We start from the raw sequence: 15,994 nt of genomic DNA, 5'->3' as shown, positions 1-15,994 counted from the left end.
TTTTTATCTCCTCACAACAAAAAGGCTACCGTTAAGCTAGCCTACTTTTACACATTTTTCAAAAACAAAACTCTACTACCGCCGTTCCCATCATAATTTGTATGTACCGATACACCCTCTACCTCATCATCCCCGGCCTCAATTCGAAAACCGATTTCTTGATGAAACTGTATCGACTTTTTGTTAATTGGTGACGTAATTGCTTTTACAACTTTACGATTATTTGCACGAGCGATATCAAAGAAATAAGAATACAATGTCGATGCGATTCCTCTTCTTCTATACTTCGGATTGACACCGATAAAATGAACATATGCTTCATCTTTATATGTTTGTGAAAAGAATCCACATAAGAAACCTAACGTTTCGCCATCTTCTTCAATGATAAAACTCGTTTCTTGAAAATGAACGAAGAACAGTTTTGGCAACATAGCAGCCATATCTCTACCGCCCCACCAATCATTTAAAACAGAATGAATCTTTACATAATCTTCCCCTTGGATGTTTCTTACTTGCATATGTTTCTCCCTTTCACTCACTTCATTTTTTCATAAATTTTAATAACCGTTTCTACTAAAAGGATGAATACCCATATTCCACAAAATACAAGAACAGACTGAAATATCGATCCAATTATCATAACACCAACTGCACCTGTTATTGAAAAAGATATTCCACCAAGCCCTGGATCCTGTATAAATGCTCCAGCAGAAAAAGCGGTTATAATTGATACTATTAAATAAATAACACTCATTATTTTTAATATTTTTATAGAAAGATACGAAGTTTGTTCTTTCTCCACTTGTGATAATTCGATTTCCCCGCTCGCAATTCCTTTTTGCAAACAGTCCTCACATAAAAATTCTTCCTTAATTTTTTTACCCCCATGTATTGTACCCGTTATCTCTTTACACCTTGAACATTTTCGATTTATCATGTTGTTACCACTCCAATCTATTAAGATTATACTTATATCATTCTGCATTTACCTTAATATCCCTTTTATGTATTTTATAGAGAAAGGTCGTGTTTTATGATTTCAAAACTTACGTTTGGCTCGAAAAAGCGTACCGTTCATTATGTATTAAGACCTAGTTGTTATGCAGTTATTTTCCATTCATCTTCTTCAATGATTGCTGTTATCCAAAAAGGTGACCGTTACTTTTTACCTGGTGGCGGTATGGAAGGTAATGAAACAAAAGAAGAATGTTTGCACCGTGAACTACTAGAGGAATTAGGATGGGCAATTAAAATTGATCAGTATATCGGTAATGCGGCTCGATATTTTTATGCAGAAAAGGAAGATACATATTATTTGAATGATGGATTCTTTTATATTGCGAACATGGTGCAGAAACAAACTGAAAACTGTGGGGAGGATCATGTTTTACGATGGATGTCTCCATTACTTGCTGTTAAGCTTCTCATTCACGATCATCAAAAATGGGCGGTTGAACAAGCACTTTTATTACGAAAACAAAAATGATCTCCTTCTATATGAAAGAGATCATTTTTACTATTAACTGACTTTTTTCAAATTGAAAGCAGGCTTTTTGATTCCGCCTTTTTTTACAACATATAAGCCGATGAAGATAATAAGTCCGCCAACGAGTTGCATCATATTAATTTGCTCTCCAATTGTAACTGCCGCAAAGATAACTGCGAACAATGGTACGAGATACATATAAACCATTACTTTCGTTGAGCCTATTTGACTAATACCGACATACCACATTGCTAGTCCGAAGATGGTCGCAAAGATGATTGAATATGCTAGTGAACCCCAGCTTGGCGTATCTACTGGCCATGTTAAAGAGTTTACGTTGAATAAACAGTATATAACAAGTGGTACAATTCCAATTAAAGTAGACCATGATGTAACTCTCATTGCGGAGTATTTTGTAATAAGAGGTTGCGCTAATATTGGATACCATCCCCACGCAATTGCTGCGACTAATCCAATTACATTTCCGAGCCACGCATATTCGTAAGTAGCTCCTCCTGTATGTCCTGTTAATAAAACAAATGCTGCACCAATAAACGCTACTATTGAACCAATTTGTACTTTCATCGAAAAACGTTCTTGTTTGTGCAATACTGCTAATATCCCTGTAAATATAGGTGACATCGCAATTAATAATGAGGCGTTCGTTGCTGAAGTATATTTCACAGATAACATAAACATCGTTTGATACATTGCCGTACCAACGATACCGACTACTACTAATCGTAACCAATCTTTTCTTTCAATACGTAATGAGCGTTCCATCATAAATGTAATAAGTAATAAGACCGGTGATGCTACTAAAAATCGTAAACTATTAAATTGAATGGATGACATATATGCCACGCCATACTTTCCTATTGTATAATTTGCTCCCCATACTAACGCTACTGATACTAGGAGCCATTCCATTTGCCATCTTTTCATCCGAATCTCCCCTTCCATATTTAGCATAGTAAAATTGGCTGGATATAGCACCGTCCAATTGGCTGTTTTTTTACCCAGCCAATTTGTTATACTTAATGTATATAAGAGATACGGAGGCGTTTGTATGGAATGGAAGCTAGATAGTGACAGTAAAATCCCTATTTATCAGCAAGTGGTTGACTTTATTGAAAAACGTATTACATATGGAGAACTTCCTCCAGGAAGCTTCCTCCCTTCAGAACGGAAATTAGCTACGCAGTTAAATGTAAACAGAAGTACAGTAACGACTGCTTATAATGAACTTCGTGCTATGGGAATTGTAGAAAGTACGACTGGTAAAGGTACACGTGTGAGTACACATATGTGGGGCGTTTCTCCAACATTAACGCCGAACTGGAGAAATTTCGTAGAAGGTGGTACTTTTTTACCAAACTTACCACTACTTCGCCATATTCGGGCAGAAGTACAACAAAATGAAAATATTATAGATTTCGCTAATGGAGAACTCGGTTGTAATCTTTATCCTCACGATCAACTACAAACGATTTTACGTGAACAACCGTTAACGCATTCATTAAGTTACGATCATCCGCAAGGCTATCTCCCGCTAAGACAAGCGGTCGTAAAATATATGAAAGAATATTTAAAAGTTGAGGCGACTGAACAATCCATTATGATTACATCCGGCGCTCAACAAGCACTGCACCTTATCGTGCAATGTTTATTAAATCCAGGTGATGCTGTTGCTTTCGAAAGTCCTTCACACTGTTATTCCCTGCCGTTATTCCAATCAGCAGGTATTCGTATTTTCCCATTACCTGTCGATGAACACGGCATTAATCCAGACGATGTACAAGAGCTATACAGAAAGCACCGCATTAAAATGATTTTTTTAAATCCAAATTTCCAAAACCCTACGGGGACGATGCTTCATCCAAACCGTAGAAAAAAACTATTATCACTTTGCGCAGATTTACGAATTGCAATCGTTGAAGATGATCCATCTAGTTTGCTGACGCTAGAAAAGAAACAACCTTGTCCTACTTTGAAATCAATAGATGAAAATGGAACTGTCATTTATGTACATTCTTTATCAAAAATGATTGCACCAGGTTTACGAGTCGGTTGGCTTGTCGCCCCGCAGTCTGTCGTAGAGCGATTATCAGATGCACGGCACCAAATGGAATTAGGAATGAGTATTTTCCCGCAGTGGCTTATGCAACAATTTTTTGAAACTGTACCATTTCAGTCTCATATCGTACCGTTACGAAAACAACTAGCAGAAAAAAGAGACGTTATCGTTCGTGCCCTAAACGAGCAACTTCATGATAAAATCTCTTTTTCAAACCCTACTGGTGGTATATACATTTGGGGGAAATTAAAAGAACCTATAAACGAAAAACAAATCATTATGCAAAGTTTAAAACAAGAAATTGCTTTTATGCCAGGTAGTATTTTCGGTGCGAAAGATGGTTATATACGTTTATCTTATGGAAAAGTGGATATTGATCAAATTGAGGAAGGTATTTCTCGTTTACGCGAGGCTATTTTGGTATGTGAAAATAACTTTAAATAAAGCTTTCTCGTTTGACAAAACCTAAATCTACCATTATTATCAACTCGAACCTATTTATAGGAGTGATAAAATGAAGATTTACGTTGATGCAGATGCTTGTCCTGTAAAAGATGTAATTATTTTTGAGGCTACGAATGTGGAAATTCCTGTTACCCTCGTTACTAGCTTTTCACATTATTCTAATGCAGAGCAGCCAAAAGGTGTCGAAACAATTTATGTTGATTCTGGAGCAGATGCTGCGGATTACCGGATTATGCAGTTAGCAAAAAAAGAAGATTTAATCGTAACGCAAGATTACGGTCTTGCTTCACTCGCTTTAGCAAAAGGCTGTATCGTACTACACCATAAAGGCTATAAGTATACGAATGACAACATTGAACAATTGTTACAAACACGGTATTTAAGTGCAATGGTTCGAAAAAGCGGTAAGCGTACAAAGGGACCGAAACCATTTACAGCAGAAGATAAAGAGAAATTTAGAGCGCTCTTTAAAAGTATGATCGCTCATTAAAGATGAACCTTCTTTTCGCAAGGAAAACTTCGCAACACAAAGAAGAGAATATCCAAATGAACATTCTCTTCTTGAGGTTTACCCGTTTAAAATGAAGGTAAATTATCTAAGTTATTTTCCTTTATTCCATCAGGTTCACTACGTATAATATCTCTGCCATACTTATGAAATACGTCTACATGAGCTAACTTCCCTGATTTTGCTTCTTCAAGGGCAGTCATATAATCTAACTCTCTCCCGCTACTTGTTTTAAACGCAATTAAATCACCATCATCATTTTTACGAACAGCAACAATTTGTTCTGCTCCTGAATTAACTTCATGGTCTACTTCAAATTGAGCTTGTTCTTCTCCTTGATGTAAGTAATCATTATAAACTTTTTCAAAGTCTTTATTGTCCATAACATTCACCTCCAACACATTTTTTAGTATGGTTGGGAGGTAGTGGTTTTATGTACTTTTCTCTTAGAAAAACGTATTTTTAATACCTACGCAACCCTTTCAAAGTCTCCAATATATCCTCTGTAAAGGCTGTACTACCCTCTGTCTCTAAAACTCTAAAATATAAACTTCTTAAGAAAGCTCTAATATTTTGTACTAAAATATCATATTGAGGATGCGGGATGTCTTCAACAATTGCTATACTATGTAACCAGTTGCTCCACTCTTCTTCAGTTAAAAGATTTTGGTTACGTAACGACATAATTGGTGCTACTAATCTCTCATCCTCAAAGTGAATGTATACGTAGTCATGTAAGCGTACCTTCTGGCGAACAGCAGCTAGTATTGCATATGAGAACTCACGATTTTGGATTGTATGTGCTAAAGCATCGAGCGCATCTGCTGCATGTGCAGTAGAGTGTGCCCAGCCTTTTCCTTCTACGTAGCCTCTTACATCTTCTTCTAAATATACATATTCCAGCACTTGTTCTGCCACACTGTACAGTTGTTCTTCAGATAACAATGGTTCTCTTTCATGAACAGATAAAATAAGTGGTGGAATTAATACAGAAAAGGCACGTTTAAAGACAGAATCTGTTCCCTTTTCACCAATTTTATAAAATAAATAATCAGGGCTAATTGCTTGCAGCATTAATCCTCGTAATTCTTTTTGTCTAAACACATCATTTGTAATCCATTTGTGAAGCGTACTATAAATTAAATCATCACGTAATTCAGCATCAGTTGACCCGATATAATCTAACATCCACTGTGCATATGGATAAGCATCTACGTCTTCTGGTACAGCATAATTATTATTTTTAATTTGTAGTAGTTCTTCTTTTAGTTCTAGTACTTCATTCATTATATTTCTTGTCCCCTTTTTGCGTTTTTTATTGTCTTATCCCCTTTTATTTGCTTCATAAAATTAATTTAATTATAACAATAAACAAAAGGCTATACATATATTTCTGATTATGTAATACGCTCATTCATGAAATATAACTTCTGGATTTCCTAAATCACTATTCTGAAATACAACATCCGCACAACTTTTCGGATTATGCTCATCTATATACATCTTACAGGCCGCATGATATCTGTTTAAAAACATTTTCTCAGCTTCTTCATAACTTCCAAAAGCCTCAGTCTCGCGCTTTGCACCACGTTTTCTCGCAATCTCAAAATCTGTATCTACGAAAATTTTATAGTCAAATAAATGCTCTACGTCTTTTTTCAATAGAAACGTCCCATCTACTATTAGTACCATATTAGGTTGAGCCAATAGCTGCCCATTATGGACAGGTATATCCGTTATTAAGTTATGAGAAATCGTATCATATTGTAAATTCCCGTTAGGCCCTAAAGGCTTTAATAATCTTTCTTTGAAAGCTGTATAATCGTGTGCATCTTCATAATACCCTCTTGCAGATTCTTTTCCTTGCGCGTATCGAATTGCTCTCGGATTATGAAAATCATCAATGCTGGCGCGTGTTACTGGTAATCCTCGTTTTTTTATTTCTTCCACTAGTTCGTTTGCAAATGTTGTTTTTCCCGACGCTGTAATACCACTTACTCCAACTCTTGTTGGATGGGTTAAGTTTAGCTTTAAAATATGATCTGCAATTTTTTTGATTTGTTGTTTTCGGTTCATGATATTGCCTCCACACAATCGGTTTACATAATATAATTATGAGTTATAACTTATGTCGCTATTTGTCGGCAAGTCAATATTCTTTTTCGAATCGTCGATATATCGAAAAAAATCGTTGATATATTATGATTGGCTTACTTTCCCTTAAACCCTCGATATAAAGCAGTCCGTAATTCTTGTTTGTATTCTTCAATTTCTGGCATATCGAGTTCTTCTGCTAGTCTGATGGCTAGTTCAATATCATACGGTACTCGTACGAGTTGAATAGAAAAGCTCGCTGCTTCTTTTTCATTGTAAGTTCCTTCAAATATTAAATAGGAAGCTTGTGTTATTTCAAGTGGGTTTCCTACGCTACCGGCATTACATAACGTTTTCCCTCTGAAATTTTGAACGAACGCTTGGTGAACGTCACCGTAACAAACGACATCTGGTTTTCTTTCCCCTTCTATATTCTCTGTGAGCTCACTATTTTCGAACATACTAATACGCTCTTCTCTTGAGGCATGTGGTTGAATTCTTTCATATAAACTTCTCGGTGAAGCGTGGAACATACGGATCAGTTTGCCGCTCATAAAAAATTCGATTGAAAATGGTAAGCTTCTTAAATAGTCATTTTGTTCTTCCGATAATTGTTTTTGATGCCATTTTAACGTTTCAAATTCAGTCGGTTTTGTAATGAAATCATCCCAGTTCCCCATTACAACTCCTTCACATTCTTTACGAATGATTTCAATCACTTCGCTAGAATGAGGACCTTTTCCGACTAAATCTCCAAGACACACGACGCGCTCGATTCCTCTTAATTTAATATCTTGCAGTACAGATTCTAATGCTGGAATATTACCATGTATATCTGAAATTACCGCTATTTTATCCAAATGAATCCCTCCATTACTTATAGTTTATTATATCCTCATGTTGTGATTGATACCATTTTGGAATATAGGATGAAAATTGATTATGATCTTCTAAAATTCCGTTCAATCTTTCCTTCATATCATTTACTAAATGTGGCGTGCTTCGGTTTGTCCATACGATATCAGCTGGGAATGTCATTGCTGCATATAATGAGTACAGTTTCCAAAAATGAAGCGACGGTTCGCCTCCGCAATATCCGTGAACTTGTCCAACCGCAAATGGTTTACTTATTCTTGTAGTAAAAATCGCTACGTTATAAAAATCATGTATTGGATCACCAAAATCATATCCACCAAAATCGATAACGATAAACTCCTTATTATGAATCATACTATTTGCTGGATGGAAGTCATCGTGTAAAAAGGTAATAGGGCGATTTTTCAATAATTGTTTATGCTCCCCTACAAATCTTAATACTGGCTTCAAATCAAGGAAGTCTATTTCATAATTTGCTAACGCTTCTACGTATCTTTCGTATTTATTCCATCGAACTGTTTCCCATTTATTACTTGCACTTTCTCTTTCAATTGAGTGAATCCTCTTTAGTACTTCTCCTGCTTTTCTTCCTGCATGGTACTGTTCTTCCACGGATAGCTTCCCTAAACCTTCTTCACCATTTATACCTTGGATCCATTCAAATACTTGAACACATTTATTTATTTGTTCAAGTTTTATAAAATGAATTAACTTAGGCGTTGGAATATGTAATGACTCTAATTGTTTCATATACATATATTCTTCTTGTTTACGTTCAAAATGAACAGCATCACATACTTTCACAAAATATGTTACTCTGTTTTCTAATTCTATTTTATATTTCTCTTCATGTGAAAAACCTTTTGAAATAACTGTACACTTTACAATACGAGGCCATTCTAGTTTACTCTCTATCTCTCTAAGCATTTCCTTCACAACGTTCACCTCTATCAATATATGTACAAACTATGTAACACTTCATGCTCTCGTTTATTTTCACCTTTAAACTCCACTGCAAAAGGATTTTCGCCATTCTTATTCAGATGTTCTAGCACTAGCCCTTCTCCAATCGGCTCACAAAACTGCACATGAATATCTCCAAATACTACACTTTGACACTCGGCATTCCATTTTTCACTTTTCACAACTGAGCTTGTAGATAGCCCCATTACTTCTTTCCATTTCCGCACCGTTTCTCGAACGTTTTTCACTGCATAATGGATCGTTTCAATTTGTTGTACTTTATTTTTATGTTCCGTGATTGTTCCAATGTTACGTAAATCATTTCTTCTTTCTTCGTCCGTTTCATTCCATTGTATAAAGAAAGGTAATTTCGGTCCGTTCTCTTCTTGCTTTACAAATAACATTTTCCATTCTAAAAGGCGGCCATCTTTTCTCATACGTTTCCCTTCAAATGGTCCTATCGTATGTAAACCGTGCTTACTAAACTTTACTGCTAGGTCTTCAATTGCATCTGTTCGAATTGCGATTTGCAGCATTCCTTCTCCGTCTTGTAATTTCACTACTGTTTCTTGTACTAATGGATTGTCTGCTTCTTTCGCTTTTTCTTCATGCTGCACTGCTAAAAATTCGATATATGATAAATCAAAATAACATAAACTATTCCAAGTACCCCAAGTAATATGCTCTCCACCTATTGCAGTATAAAATCCGTGCGCCTGCATTTGTTTTGCCGCTTCTTCCGGTGTACAATGTACGGCGTGTACTAGATGATCAAATCGCAACATGTCCTTCTCCCCTTTCTCTCCATCCTTTTATTGTATATTTTATTTTTCTTTCATTCAATTCAAAAAACTTTAAAACCCAGTTGATTTATACGATTAATATGTATTATAATGAAACAAATTTAATTATTGCTGATTGGAAAAACCAAAGGCACTTTTCTCATACGGGAAAAGTGCCTTTTTCATTTATTATTACAGGGGGATTATTTATGCAGAAATTAATTGTCTTTGCTATTATCGGATTTTTCGCTCAATTGATTGATGGGGCACTTGGAATGGCGTATGGGGTAACATCTACCTCACTATTATTAATGTTTGGTATCGCACCGGCTGTAGCTTCCGCTTCTGTTCATTTAGCTGAAGTCGTTACAACCGCCGCTTCCGGTGCATCTCATATCAAATTTGGAAACGTTGATAAATATACAGTTTCCAGACTTACATTACCTGGAGCAATTGGTGCATTTGTTGGGGCATGTTTTTTAAGTAATTTACCTGGCGATGTAATTAAACCGTACATTTCCGTTTTTTTATTTACTTTAGGGGTTTATATTTTATTACGATTCGTCCTTCAAAAACAAATTGTTGCTTCAAATAAACGTATGTCTGCAAAACAACTTGTGCCGCTTGGTTTATTCGCTGGATTCGTTGATTCAACTGGTGGCGGTGGCTGGGGGCCGATTACGACACCCGTTCTTCTAGCAAGAGGAAATGAAGCTAGAAAAGTTATTGGATCTGTAGATACGAGTGAATTTCCTGTTTCACTCGCTGCAACAATTGGTTTCTTCATCTCACTTGGCTGGGAACAAGTAAGCTGGGTTTGGGTATTTGCCTTAATGCTTGGCGGTATTGTCGCAGCTCCAATTGCTGCATGGTTAGTTCGTATCGTTCCAGCACATTTACTTGGGGTATTAGTTGGTGGTCTTATTATCTTTACGAATATACGTACACTGCTGACTACATTTAAAGTGGATCCAACTATTATTTCACTTTCTTACGTGGCAGTTGGTCTTGTCGTTATTATTTCTATTTTCATTGCTGTTCGCAATCATTCCAAGCGTTCTAACGCATCGACAGCCGGATATCCGAATGATCAAAAACAAATGCTACCATAACGACAAAAATACCGCCCGATATACTTCGAGCGGTATTTTTTATTTTTTTATTTTCCAATTAATCATCGTTTCTGTAGTGTCAATTCTCTTCATATGTAATTTCTCTAATACACGAATCGAGCTATCATTTTCAAGAAGTGTCTCCGCAATAATCGTTTCTACTTCTCCTGTTTGAAAAGCCCAATTTATTAATTCTCTTACAGCTTCTGTCGCATACCCTTTATTCCAATATTTCTCAATAAATCCGTAACCAATTTCTACTGTATGTTCCTCATTTGGTTTCCCTTTAAATCCTATATCACCTAGAACGATGTCATCTTCTTTGCGAATGACATACCACGCGCCCCAAGGTAATAAAACCTTATTTTGTTTTACATTTTCTACATGCCCTACAATATGCGGACCACTGTTATATCCTTGCTCGTTAGCAACTTGCATACTCTCTTCTGTACACGGTACTATATAGAGTCTTTCTGTTTCTAATTTCATGTTGATTTCCCCTCGTATATTAATATTTAAGCCCTATCTCAGGCTTAGTTTTTCTCTCTAATAAGAGTCCAGTAATAAAGAAAATACTTGGACGTCTCAAGATATTTCTAGATAATGGTCTTAGGATCATTTGGGACAATTCTGTATTCCCCTGTGGATTTACCACACGAAAAGAGTGTTTCTCAGTGAACGCGCGGGGCTCCCTACTCGCAGGCTGAGCAGCCTGATCCTCGAACCTAGATGTTAGTAGCTCTAGGGCGGCTTTCGATTCAGGACTAGCTCTTATACACGAGGTTGTTGGTCGGCGTACACACTAGAGATATCTCGAGACGTCCAAGCAATGATTCTAAATCGAAAGGAGGTCTCTTACGTGAGATTATTTGTTGGTCTAGATGTAAGTTCGTTTGATATGAAAGTTTGCTTTTTAAATGGTGAAGGAGAAAAGCTAGATTCTTTTTCAGTCAGTAATGACTTACCAGGTGCACAGGTACTTAAAGAACGATTATTACAGTGCACAACCAATCAAGAGGTTGAAACTTTAAAAATCGGCTTAGAATCTACATCTGTTTACAGTTTTCACCCATCCATGTTTCTCCATCATGACGAAGACTTAAAAAGATTTGGCACAAAGGTATTTCTTCTAAATCCAAAACAAGTCGCAAACTTCAAGAAAAGTTATTCAGACATGAATAAGACTGACGAAATTGATGCCTTTGTCATCGCTGATTATTTACGATTTGGGCGAAATCAAATGTCCATCGTGAAAGAAAGTCAATACGTGGCATTACAGCAATTAACAAGAGCTCGTTATCAACTCGTTAGAATGTTGACAAAGGAGAAACAACATTTTCTACAACACCTAAGTTATAAATGTAATACGTTCTCACAAGAAGTCGATTCTTCTATATTTGGTAACGCCATGATGGAATTGTTCCTTGAAAAATTCAGTCTAGAAGAGCTAGCTGACATGCCTTTAGAGGAACTCGCTGAGTTCCTACAGGAAAAGAGTAAAAATCGATTTGGTGACCCGAAATGTGTCGCATCAACCATTCAAAAGGCTGTTCGCACGTCGTACCGTTTAGATAAGGTGGTAGAAGACTCAATCGATATTCTTTTAGGAACATCAATCGAAATCATTCGTACCTATCAAAGACAAATTAAAGAACTAGAAAAATCTATTAAGCGGATCATGGCTGGATTAACGCAAACATTAGAATCCATTCCTGGAATCGGGCCTATATATGCCGCTGGTATTATCGCTGAAATTGGCCAAATCGAAAGATTTGACGATGAAACCAAAATCGCAAAATATGCCGGGTTATATTGGCGTACATACCAGTCTGGCCGGTTCACCGCTGAAAATACTTCATTATCTCGTAATGGGAATCATTACTTGCGGTATTACTTAGTTGAAGCCGCCAACTCTGTAAGAAAGCATGTATTGGAATACCAAGAATATTACGCAAAAAAGTATAATGAAGTACCAAAACATCAACACAAACGTGCACTCGTTCTAACCGCAAGAAAATTTGTGCGATTGGTGGATGCGCTACTACGTAATCACCAACTCTTTACGCCTGAAAGGTGTGTGAAAGTGTGACATAAAACTTGTCATCGCTACCTTTCAATCAATTCCAGTATTTTACATGCGGTGCTGGTCTAGTTTCGTGATGTCTTTTTTAAGCAATTTGTCCTTTGATAACTTCAAAATATATTATTTTTCAGTTGACATACTACCGCAGGTCTTTTCAATTAAACAACGCCTCAATTTTATCACAAATAAAAAGAATATTCATTCTATTCATCAGATTTATACTTATTCTTTGAAACGAATTTAAGGAATAATCCTCTTTTGATAGTTATGTCGAATTATATTTTCTGAATTTTCTTTTAATTTTAAAGGATTTTTCAATATTTTTTGCGAAACATTTGTATAACAATTTCTTTCTTTTTTTTTTGTTACATAACAGTAGGTTCGGGTGGAGTTTTGCAAGCGTTTCCTATACAATAACCGATATTTTTTGACTTTTCCTAACAAAATATCTTGCAATATATTCAGAAAGTCATTACAATTGCCATATATTAAAAATCTTAGCAATATATCAAATCCTCATCAATCCGATGAGGTAGAGGTTGCGACTTTTATGAGTAAAACGGACGAGACACAGAGAATGTCACCAACTCCGTTTGAAAGGAAAGGTTGCCGAAGTTTATATTTCTTCTCTGGAAATATGAGCTGGGGCTGTCTCCGAAAGGAACAGAACTGTCACGTTTACAAATTACCGTGTAAACGTGGGGTGCTATCTTAACGGAAGGGTATGATGGGGTGGTTATTTGTGAAACGTTCCGCCAAATTCCTTTGGCGGTTTTTTGTATTTTTCTCCCCCGCTCCTTCCTAACCTACAAGAAAAGGAGTGTTGAACATGAATAGCGCAACAAATCAATCTACCTCTAAAACGCAAACTACACAAGGACAAGGTGAATTAAAACGCGGATTAAAATCTCGTCACCTTACGATGATTTCTCTCGGTGGTACAATTGGTACCGGACTATTTCTTGCCAGCGGTGGTGTCATCCATACAGCTGGACCTGGTGGCGCATTAATTGCATACGCCGCAATTGGAATTATGGTTTATTTTTTAATGACAAGCTTAGCTGAACTTGCAGCTTACATGCCTGTTACTGGATCTTTTAGTACGTATGCAACAAAATTTGTTGATCCATCACTTGGCTTTGCACTTGGATGGAACTATTGGTATAACTGGGCAATTACGATTGCTGCTGAACTTGCAGCTGTAACATTAATTATGAAATTTTGGTTCCCAGATACTCCTTCTCTTATTTGGAGTGGATTATGTTTAGCTATTATTTTCCTTTTAAACTATTTATCTGTTAAAGGGTTTGGTGAATCTGAATATTGGTTCGCACTTATTAAAGTAGTTACTATTATTATCTTTTTAATTGTTGGTTTCATGATGATTTTCGGAATTATGGGCGGCGAAACTGTTGGATTTAAAAACTTCACAGTTGCAGATGCACCATTTAACGGCGGTATCATGGCAATTATCGGTGTATTTATGGCAGCTGGTTTCTCCTTCCAAGGAACTGAATTATTAGGAGTAGCTGCTGGTGAAACATCTGATCCAGAACGTAATATCCCAAAAGCAATTCGTTCAATCTTTTGGCGTATTCTTTTATTCTATATCCTTGCGATTCTCGTTATCGGTTTACTAATTCCTTATACAACTGAAAGCCTTGCTGCAAGTGATGTAACAGTAAGTCCGTTTACACTTATTTTTGAAAAAGCGGGCGTTGCCTTTGCTGCTTCTGTTATGAACGCTGTTATTTTAACTGCTGTACTATCTGCTGGTAACTCTGGTATGTATGCATCAACTCGTATGCTTTGGGATTTAGCTCGCCAAGGAAAAGCACCAAAGTTTCTTGGTAAATTAGATAGCCGCGGTGTACCTGTTAACGCATTAATCGTAACGTCAATTGTTGGTAGTATTGCTTTCATTGCTTCTTTATTCGGTGACGGTGTTGTATACATTTGGTTATTAAACGCATCTGGAATGTCTGGTTTTATCGCATGGGTCGGAATTGCAATTAGTCATTACCGTTTCCGTAAAGCATATATCGCACAAGGAAAAGATTTAAAAGACTTACCATATAGAGCAAAATGGTTCCCATTCGGTCCAATCTTCGCATTTACACTTTGTATCATCGTAATTTTAGGACAAAACTACGGCGCATTTATGGGTGAAGCAATTGATTGGAACGGTGTACTCGTTTCTTACATCGGTTTACCACTCTTCTTAGTACTATGGTTAGGTTATAAATTTACGAAAAAAACAAAAGTGATTCCACTTGATAAATGTGAACTAAAATAAAGTGAAACGAGCAAACAAATTTGTTTGCTCGTTTTTTGTTGCAAACCTCTTTCCTTTATTATTGCTCCTGTTTTTGCAATAATAAAGGAAATATAAATAAAGGTTGGGATACAATGAACATTCGTATTACTGATGAAGCAAAAGCAGCTATACGTAGATTAGAACGTGAAGATAAAAAGATCGTTCGCATTAGAGGAACAATGACGAACTCTTGTAGTATTTTCGTTGATGTCGATTTAATTTGGGATACATATAACGCAGATGATGTTGTATATGAAGATGTAGAGCTTATCGTACAAATGGATTCATTCACGAAAGAATACACTGGTGATACAGTGAAACTTGATTATAAGACGACAGGTTTTAGTATTACGACTCCGAGTGAGACTTTAGTTTATGGATTGTCGATTAAAAAATAAAAATTGTTTTCATTTGACCACCGAGGTGAAAAAATGGGTAAATATGTTCCGTTAAAATTTTTATTTAATGAAGAATTAGCAGAGAAAATAGCTGATTCTATTTGTAAACACGATCCTAATTTTTCTAAAAGAATCTTTGTAGATTCTGTAACATATAAAGTTGAAAATTTAGAGTTAAAACAACGTATTGAAGTAATAGCAGATGAATTACACAATGCTTTACAAAAAGATTTTAATGTAGCAATACATATATTACTGAAAACATTAGGACCAGAAAATACAACAGAAGTAGGCACATTCACAAACGGATATATGTACATGCCTATCGCAAAATACGTTGAAAAATATGGTCTGAACGATTTTGAAACCTCATTCAACACCATGTATGAAATAACGAAAAGGAATAACGCTGAATATGCCATTCGGCCTTTTCTTGAAACATACCATGAAGACACACTAGACATATTACAACAGTGAGTTCATGACCAAAACAGTTATCTCTATCAGTGTTTCAGTAGTTTGGAACAAAAGGCTGCTGGTACTAGAATGAGTTTGCTTAATTTCCCAGGCTTTCTAACGAAAGGAATGGGGATTGCGATTGTAGGTGGATTATTATCGATACATTTGCTAAACCGAAAATTACTACCTATGAATGCTAATTCTTTCACTCATTTGTATAGTAATTTACTATTACTTTTTGCAGGAATCATATTGATTAGCTGGTTGGTTACTATGAAAATGTATAAATGCTCCAGAAGAAATATATATCAAGTGAAAAGATTCATTTTTCAATAACTTTTTTGTTATATTTTTCAATCTAGTGACGTTTCTTA

At 36.1% G+C, this 15,994-nt stretch carries 17 protein-coding genes, 2 pseudogenes and 1 riboswitch; of the genes and pseudogenes, 9 read left to right on the top strand and 10 right to left on the bottom strand.

Annotated elements, in window-relative coordinates; genetic code table 11:
- Positions 1 to 47: 47 nt before the first annotated feature.
- Complete coding sequence (locus MHI28_RS01625) at positions 48 to 518, bottom strand: GNAT family N-acetyltransferase (RefSeq protein WP_001198087.1); 471 nt, start codon at positions 516 to 518, stop codon at positions 48 to 50.
- Positions 519 to 535: 17 nt separating this feature from the next.
- Complete coding sequence (locus MHI28_RS01620) at positions 536 to 937, bottom strand: DUF3980 domain-containing protein (protein ID WP_000610481.1); 402 nt, start codon at positions 935 to 937, stop codon at positions 536 to 538.
- A 96-nt stretch (positions 938 to 1,033) separates the two neighbouring features.
- On the opposite strand from MHI28_RS01620, the gene MHI28_RS01615 reads away from it, so the two are divergent.
- Positions 1,034 to 1,486, top strand: coding sequence for an NUDIX hydrolase (locus MHI28_RS01615; protein WP_000624005.1), 453 nt, complete (start codon positions 1,034 to 1,036; stop codon positions 1,484 to 1,486).
- Between the two features lie 33 nt (positions 1,487 to 1,519).
- Here the strand turns inward: MHI28_RS01615 and MHI28_RS01610 are convergent, their stop codons facing one another.
- A complete protein-coding gene (locus tag MHI28_RS01610) occupies positions 1,520 to 2,431 on the bottom strand; it encodes a DMT family transporter (protein WP_000832990.1) in 912 nt (303 codons plus the stop codon).
- 124 nt (positions 2,432 to 2,555) lie between these two features.
- Between MHI28_RS01610 and pdxR the strand changes: the two genes are divergently transcribed.
- Positions 2,556 to 4,007, top strand: a complete 1,452-nt coding sequence (pdxR, locus tag MHI28_RS01605) for a MocR-like pyridoxine biosynthesis transcription factor PdxR (protein ID WP_000454934.1) — start codon at positions 2,556 to 2,558, stop codon at positions 4,005 to 4,007.
- Between the two features lie 70 nt (positions 4,008 to 4,077).
- The gene (locus tag MHI28_RS01600) at positions 4,078 to 4,518 is read left to right on the top strand and encodes a YaiI/YqxD family protein (RefSeq protein ID WP_000708771.1); all 441 of its coding nucleotides are present in this window, start codon (positions 4,078 to 4,080) and stop codon (positions 4,516 to 4,518) included.
- Between the two features lie 86 nt (positions 4,519 to 4,604).
- On the opposite strand, the gene MHI28_RS01595 is transcribed toward MHI28_RS01600, so the two are convergent.
- The 6 genes from MHI28_RS01595 to MHI28_RS01570 form a co-directional block, all read right to left on the bottom strand.
- Positions 4,605 to 4,919 (bottom strand): DUF3892 domain-containing protein, encoded by a 315-nt coding sequence (locus MHI28_RS01595; protein ID WP_000368862.1) that lies wholly within the window; start codon positions 4,917 to 4,919, stop codon positions 4,605 to 4,607.
- A gap of 79 nt (positions 4,920 to 4,998) precedes the next feature.
- Positions 4,999 to 5,823 (bottom strand): DUF2785 domain-containing protein, encoded by an 825-nt coding sequence (locus tag MHI28_RS01590; RefSeq protein WP_001006697.1) that lies wholly within the window; start codon positions 5,821 to 5,823, stop codon positions 4,999 to 5,001.
- Positions 5,824 to 5,946: 123 nt separating this feature from the next.
- Entirely contained in the window at positions 5,947 to 6,612 is a 666-nt protein-coding gene (locus MHI28_RS01585; protein WP_001080543.1) for a uridine kinase, read from the bottom strand.
- Positions 6,613 to 6,746: 134 nt separating this feature from the next.
- Entirely contained in the window at positions 6,747 to 7,490 is a 744-nt protein-coding gene (locus tag MHI28_RS01580) for a metallophosphoesterase family protein (protein ID WP_000357646.1), read from the bottom strand.
- Between the two features lie 13 nt (positions 7,491 to 7,503).
- The gene (locus tag MHI28_RS01575; protein ID WP_000661762.1) at positions 7,504 to 8,442 is read right to left on the bottom strand and encodes an aminoglycoside phosphotransferase family protein; all 939 of its coding nucleotides are present in this window, start codon (positions 8,440 to 8,442) and stop codon (positions 7,504 to 7,506) included.
- A 14-nt stretch (positions 8,443 to 8,456) separates the two neighbouring features.
- Complete coding sequence (locus MHI28_RS01570; protein ID WP_000943330.1) at positions 8,457 to 9,254, bottom strand: VOC family protein; 798 nt, start codon at positions 9,252 to 9,254, stop codon at positions 8,457 to 8,459.
- Between the two features lie 98 nt (positions 9,255 to 9,352).
- Between MHI28_RS01570 and MHI28_RS01565 the strand changes: the two genes are divergently transcribed.
- Complete coding sequence (locus MHI28_RS01565) at positions 9,353 to 10,363, top strand: sulfite exporter TauE/SafE family protein (protein WP_002082558.1); 1,011 nt, start codon at positions 9,353 to 9,355, stop codon at positions 10,361 to 10,363.
- Between the two features lie 39 nt (positions 10,364 to 10,402).
- Here MHI28_RS01565 and MHI28_RS01560 read toward each other — a convergent pair whose 3' ends face one another.
- Positions 10,403 to 10,852: a GNAT family N-acetyltransferase gene (locus MHI28_RS01560; protein ID WP_000764637.1), complete on the bottom strand. Its 450-nt coding sequence runs from the start codon at positions 10,850 to 10,852 to the stop codon at positions 10,403 to 10,405.
- 370 nt (positions 10,853 to 11,222) lie between these two features.
- Here MHI28_RS01560 and MHI28_RS01555 point away from each other — a divergent pair, with 370 nt between their 5' ends.
- The 5 genes and pseudogenes from MHI28_RS01555 to MHI28_RS01535 all read left to right on the top strand — a co-directional run.
- Positions 11,223 to 12,452, top strand: coding sequence for an IS110 family transposase (locus MHI28_RS01555; RefSeq protein ID WP_100909797.1), 1,230 nt, complete (start codon positions 11,223 to 11,225; stop codon positions 12,450 to 12,452).
- Between the two features lie 519 nt (positions 12,453 to 12,971).
- A riboswitch (Lysine riboswitch) is annotated at positions 12,972 to 13,163 on the top strand.
- 112 nt (positions 13,164 to 13,275) lie between these two features.
- Positions 13,276 to 14,742 (top strand): amino acid permease, encoded by a 1,467-nt coding sequence (locus tag MHI28_RS01550; protein WP_001083394.1) that lies wholly within the window; start codon positions 13,276 to 13,278, stop codon positions 14,740 to 14,742.
- Between the two features lie 113 nt (positions 14,743 to 14,855).
- The gene (locus MHI28_RS01545) at positions 14,856 to 15,161 is read left to right on the top strand and encodes an iron-sulfur cluster biosynthesis family protein (RefSeq protein ID WP_001026197.1); all 306 of its coding nucleotides are present in this window, start codon (positions 14,856 to 14,858) and stop codon (positions 15,159 to 15,161) included.
- Positions 15,162 to 15,194: 33 nt separating this feature from the next.
- A pseudogene (locus tag MHI28_RS01540) lies at positions 15,195 to 15,635 on the top strand (hypothetical protein); the annotation flags it as partial.
- Between the two features lie 10 nt (positions 15,636 to 15,645).
- Positions 15,646 to 15,956: pseudogene (locus tag MHI28_RS01535) on the top strand (tetracycline resistance MFS efflux pump); the annotation flags it as partial.
- Positions 15,957 to 15,994: the final 38 nt, after the last annotated feature.

This window comes from Bacillus sp. FSL K6-0268 (genome assembly GCF_038005425.1).
Classification (GTDB): Bacteria; Bacillota; Bacilli; order Bacillales; family Bacillaceae_G; genus Bacillus_A; species Bacillus_A thuringiensis_S.
Note: the sequence above shows the minus strand (reverse complement) of the source record. Positions and strands in the feature narration are given on the sequence as shown.

What these genes read in the sequence shown, in the direction of transcription:
- MHI28_RS01625 (WP_001198087.1), bottom strand. Translation starts at nt 518, where the DNA reads ATGCAAGTAAGAAACATCCAAGGGGAAGATTATGTAAAGATTCATTCT.
- MHI28_RS01590 (WP_001006697.1), bottom strand. Translation starts at nt 5,823, where the DNA reads ATGAATGAAGTACTAGAACTAAAAGAAGAACTACTACAAATTAAAAAT.
- MHI28_RS01560 (WP_000764637.1), bottom strand. Translation starts at nt 10,852, where the DNA reads ATGAAATTAGAAACAGAAAGACTCTATATAGTACCGTGTACAGAAGAG.
- MHI28_RS01600 (WP_000708771.1), top strand. Translation starts at nt 4,078, where the DNA reads ATGAAGATTTACGTTGATGCAGATGCTTGTCCTGTAAAAGATGTAATT.
- MHI28_RS01610 (WP_000832990.1), bottom strand. Translation starts at nt 2,431, where the DNA reads ATGAAAAGATGGCAAATGGAATGGCTCCTAGTATCAGTAGCGTTAGTA.
- MHI28_RS01570 (WP_000943330.1), bottom strand. Translation starts at nt 9,254, where the DNA reads ATGTTGCGATTTGATCATCTAGTACACGCCGTACATTGTACACCGGAA.
- MHI28_RS01595 (WP_000368862.1), bottom strand. Translation starts at nt 4,919, where the DNA reads ATGGACAATAAAGACTTTGAAAAAGTTTATAATGATTACTTACATCAA.
- MHI28_RS01565 (WP_002082558.1), top strand. Translation starts at nt 9,353, where the DNA reads ATGTATTATAATGAAACAAATTTAATTATTGCTGATTGGAAAAACCAA.
- MHI28_RS01585 (WP_001080543.1), bottom strand. Translation starts at nt 6,612, where the DNA reads ATGAACCGAAAACAACAAATCAAAAAAATTGCAGATCATATTTTAAAG.
- MHI28_RS01620 (WP_000610481.1), bottom strand. Translation starts at nt 937, where the DNA reads ATGATAAATCGAAAATGTTCAAGGTGTAAAGAGATAACGGGTACAATA.
- MHI28_RS01615 (WP_000624005.1), top strand. Translation starts at nt 1,034, where the DNA reads ATGATTTCAAAACTTACGTTTGGCTCGAAAAAGCGTACCGTTCATTAT.
- MHI28_RS01545 (WP_001026197.1), top strand. Translation starts at nt 14,856, where the DNA reads ATGAACATTCGTATTACTGATGAAGCAAAAGCAGCTATACGTAGATTA.
- MHI28_RS01550 (WP_001083394.1), top strand. Translation starts at nt 13,276, where the DNA reads ATGAATAGCGCAACAAATCAATCTACCTCTAAAACGCAAACTACACAA.
- pdxR (WP_000454934.1), top strand. Translation starts at nt 2,556, where the DNA reads ATGGAATGGAAGCTAGATAGTGACAGTAAAATCCCTATTTATCAGCAA.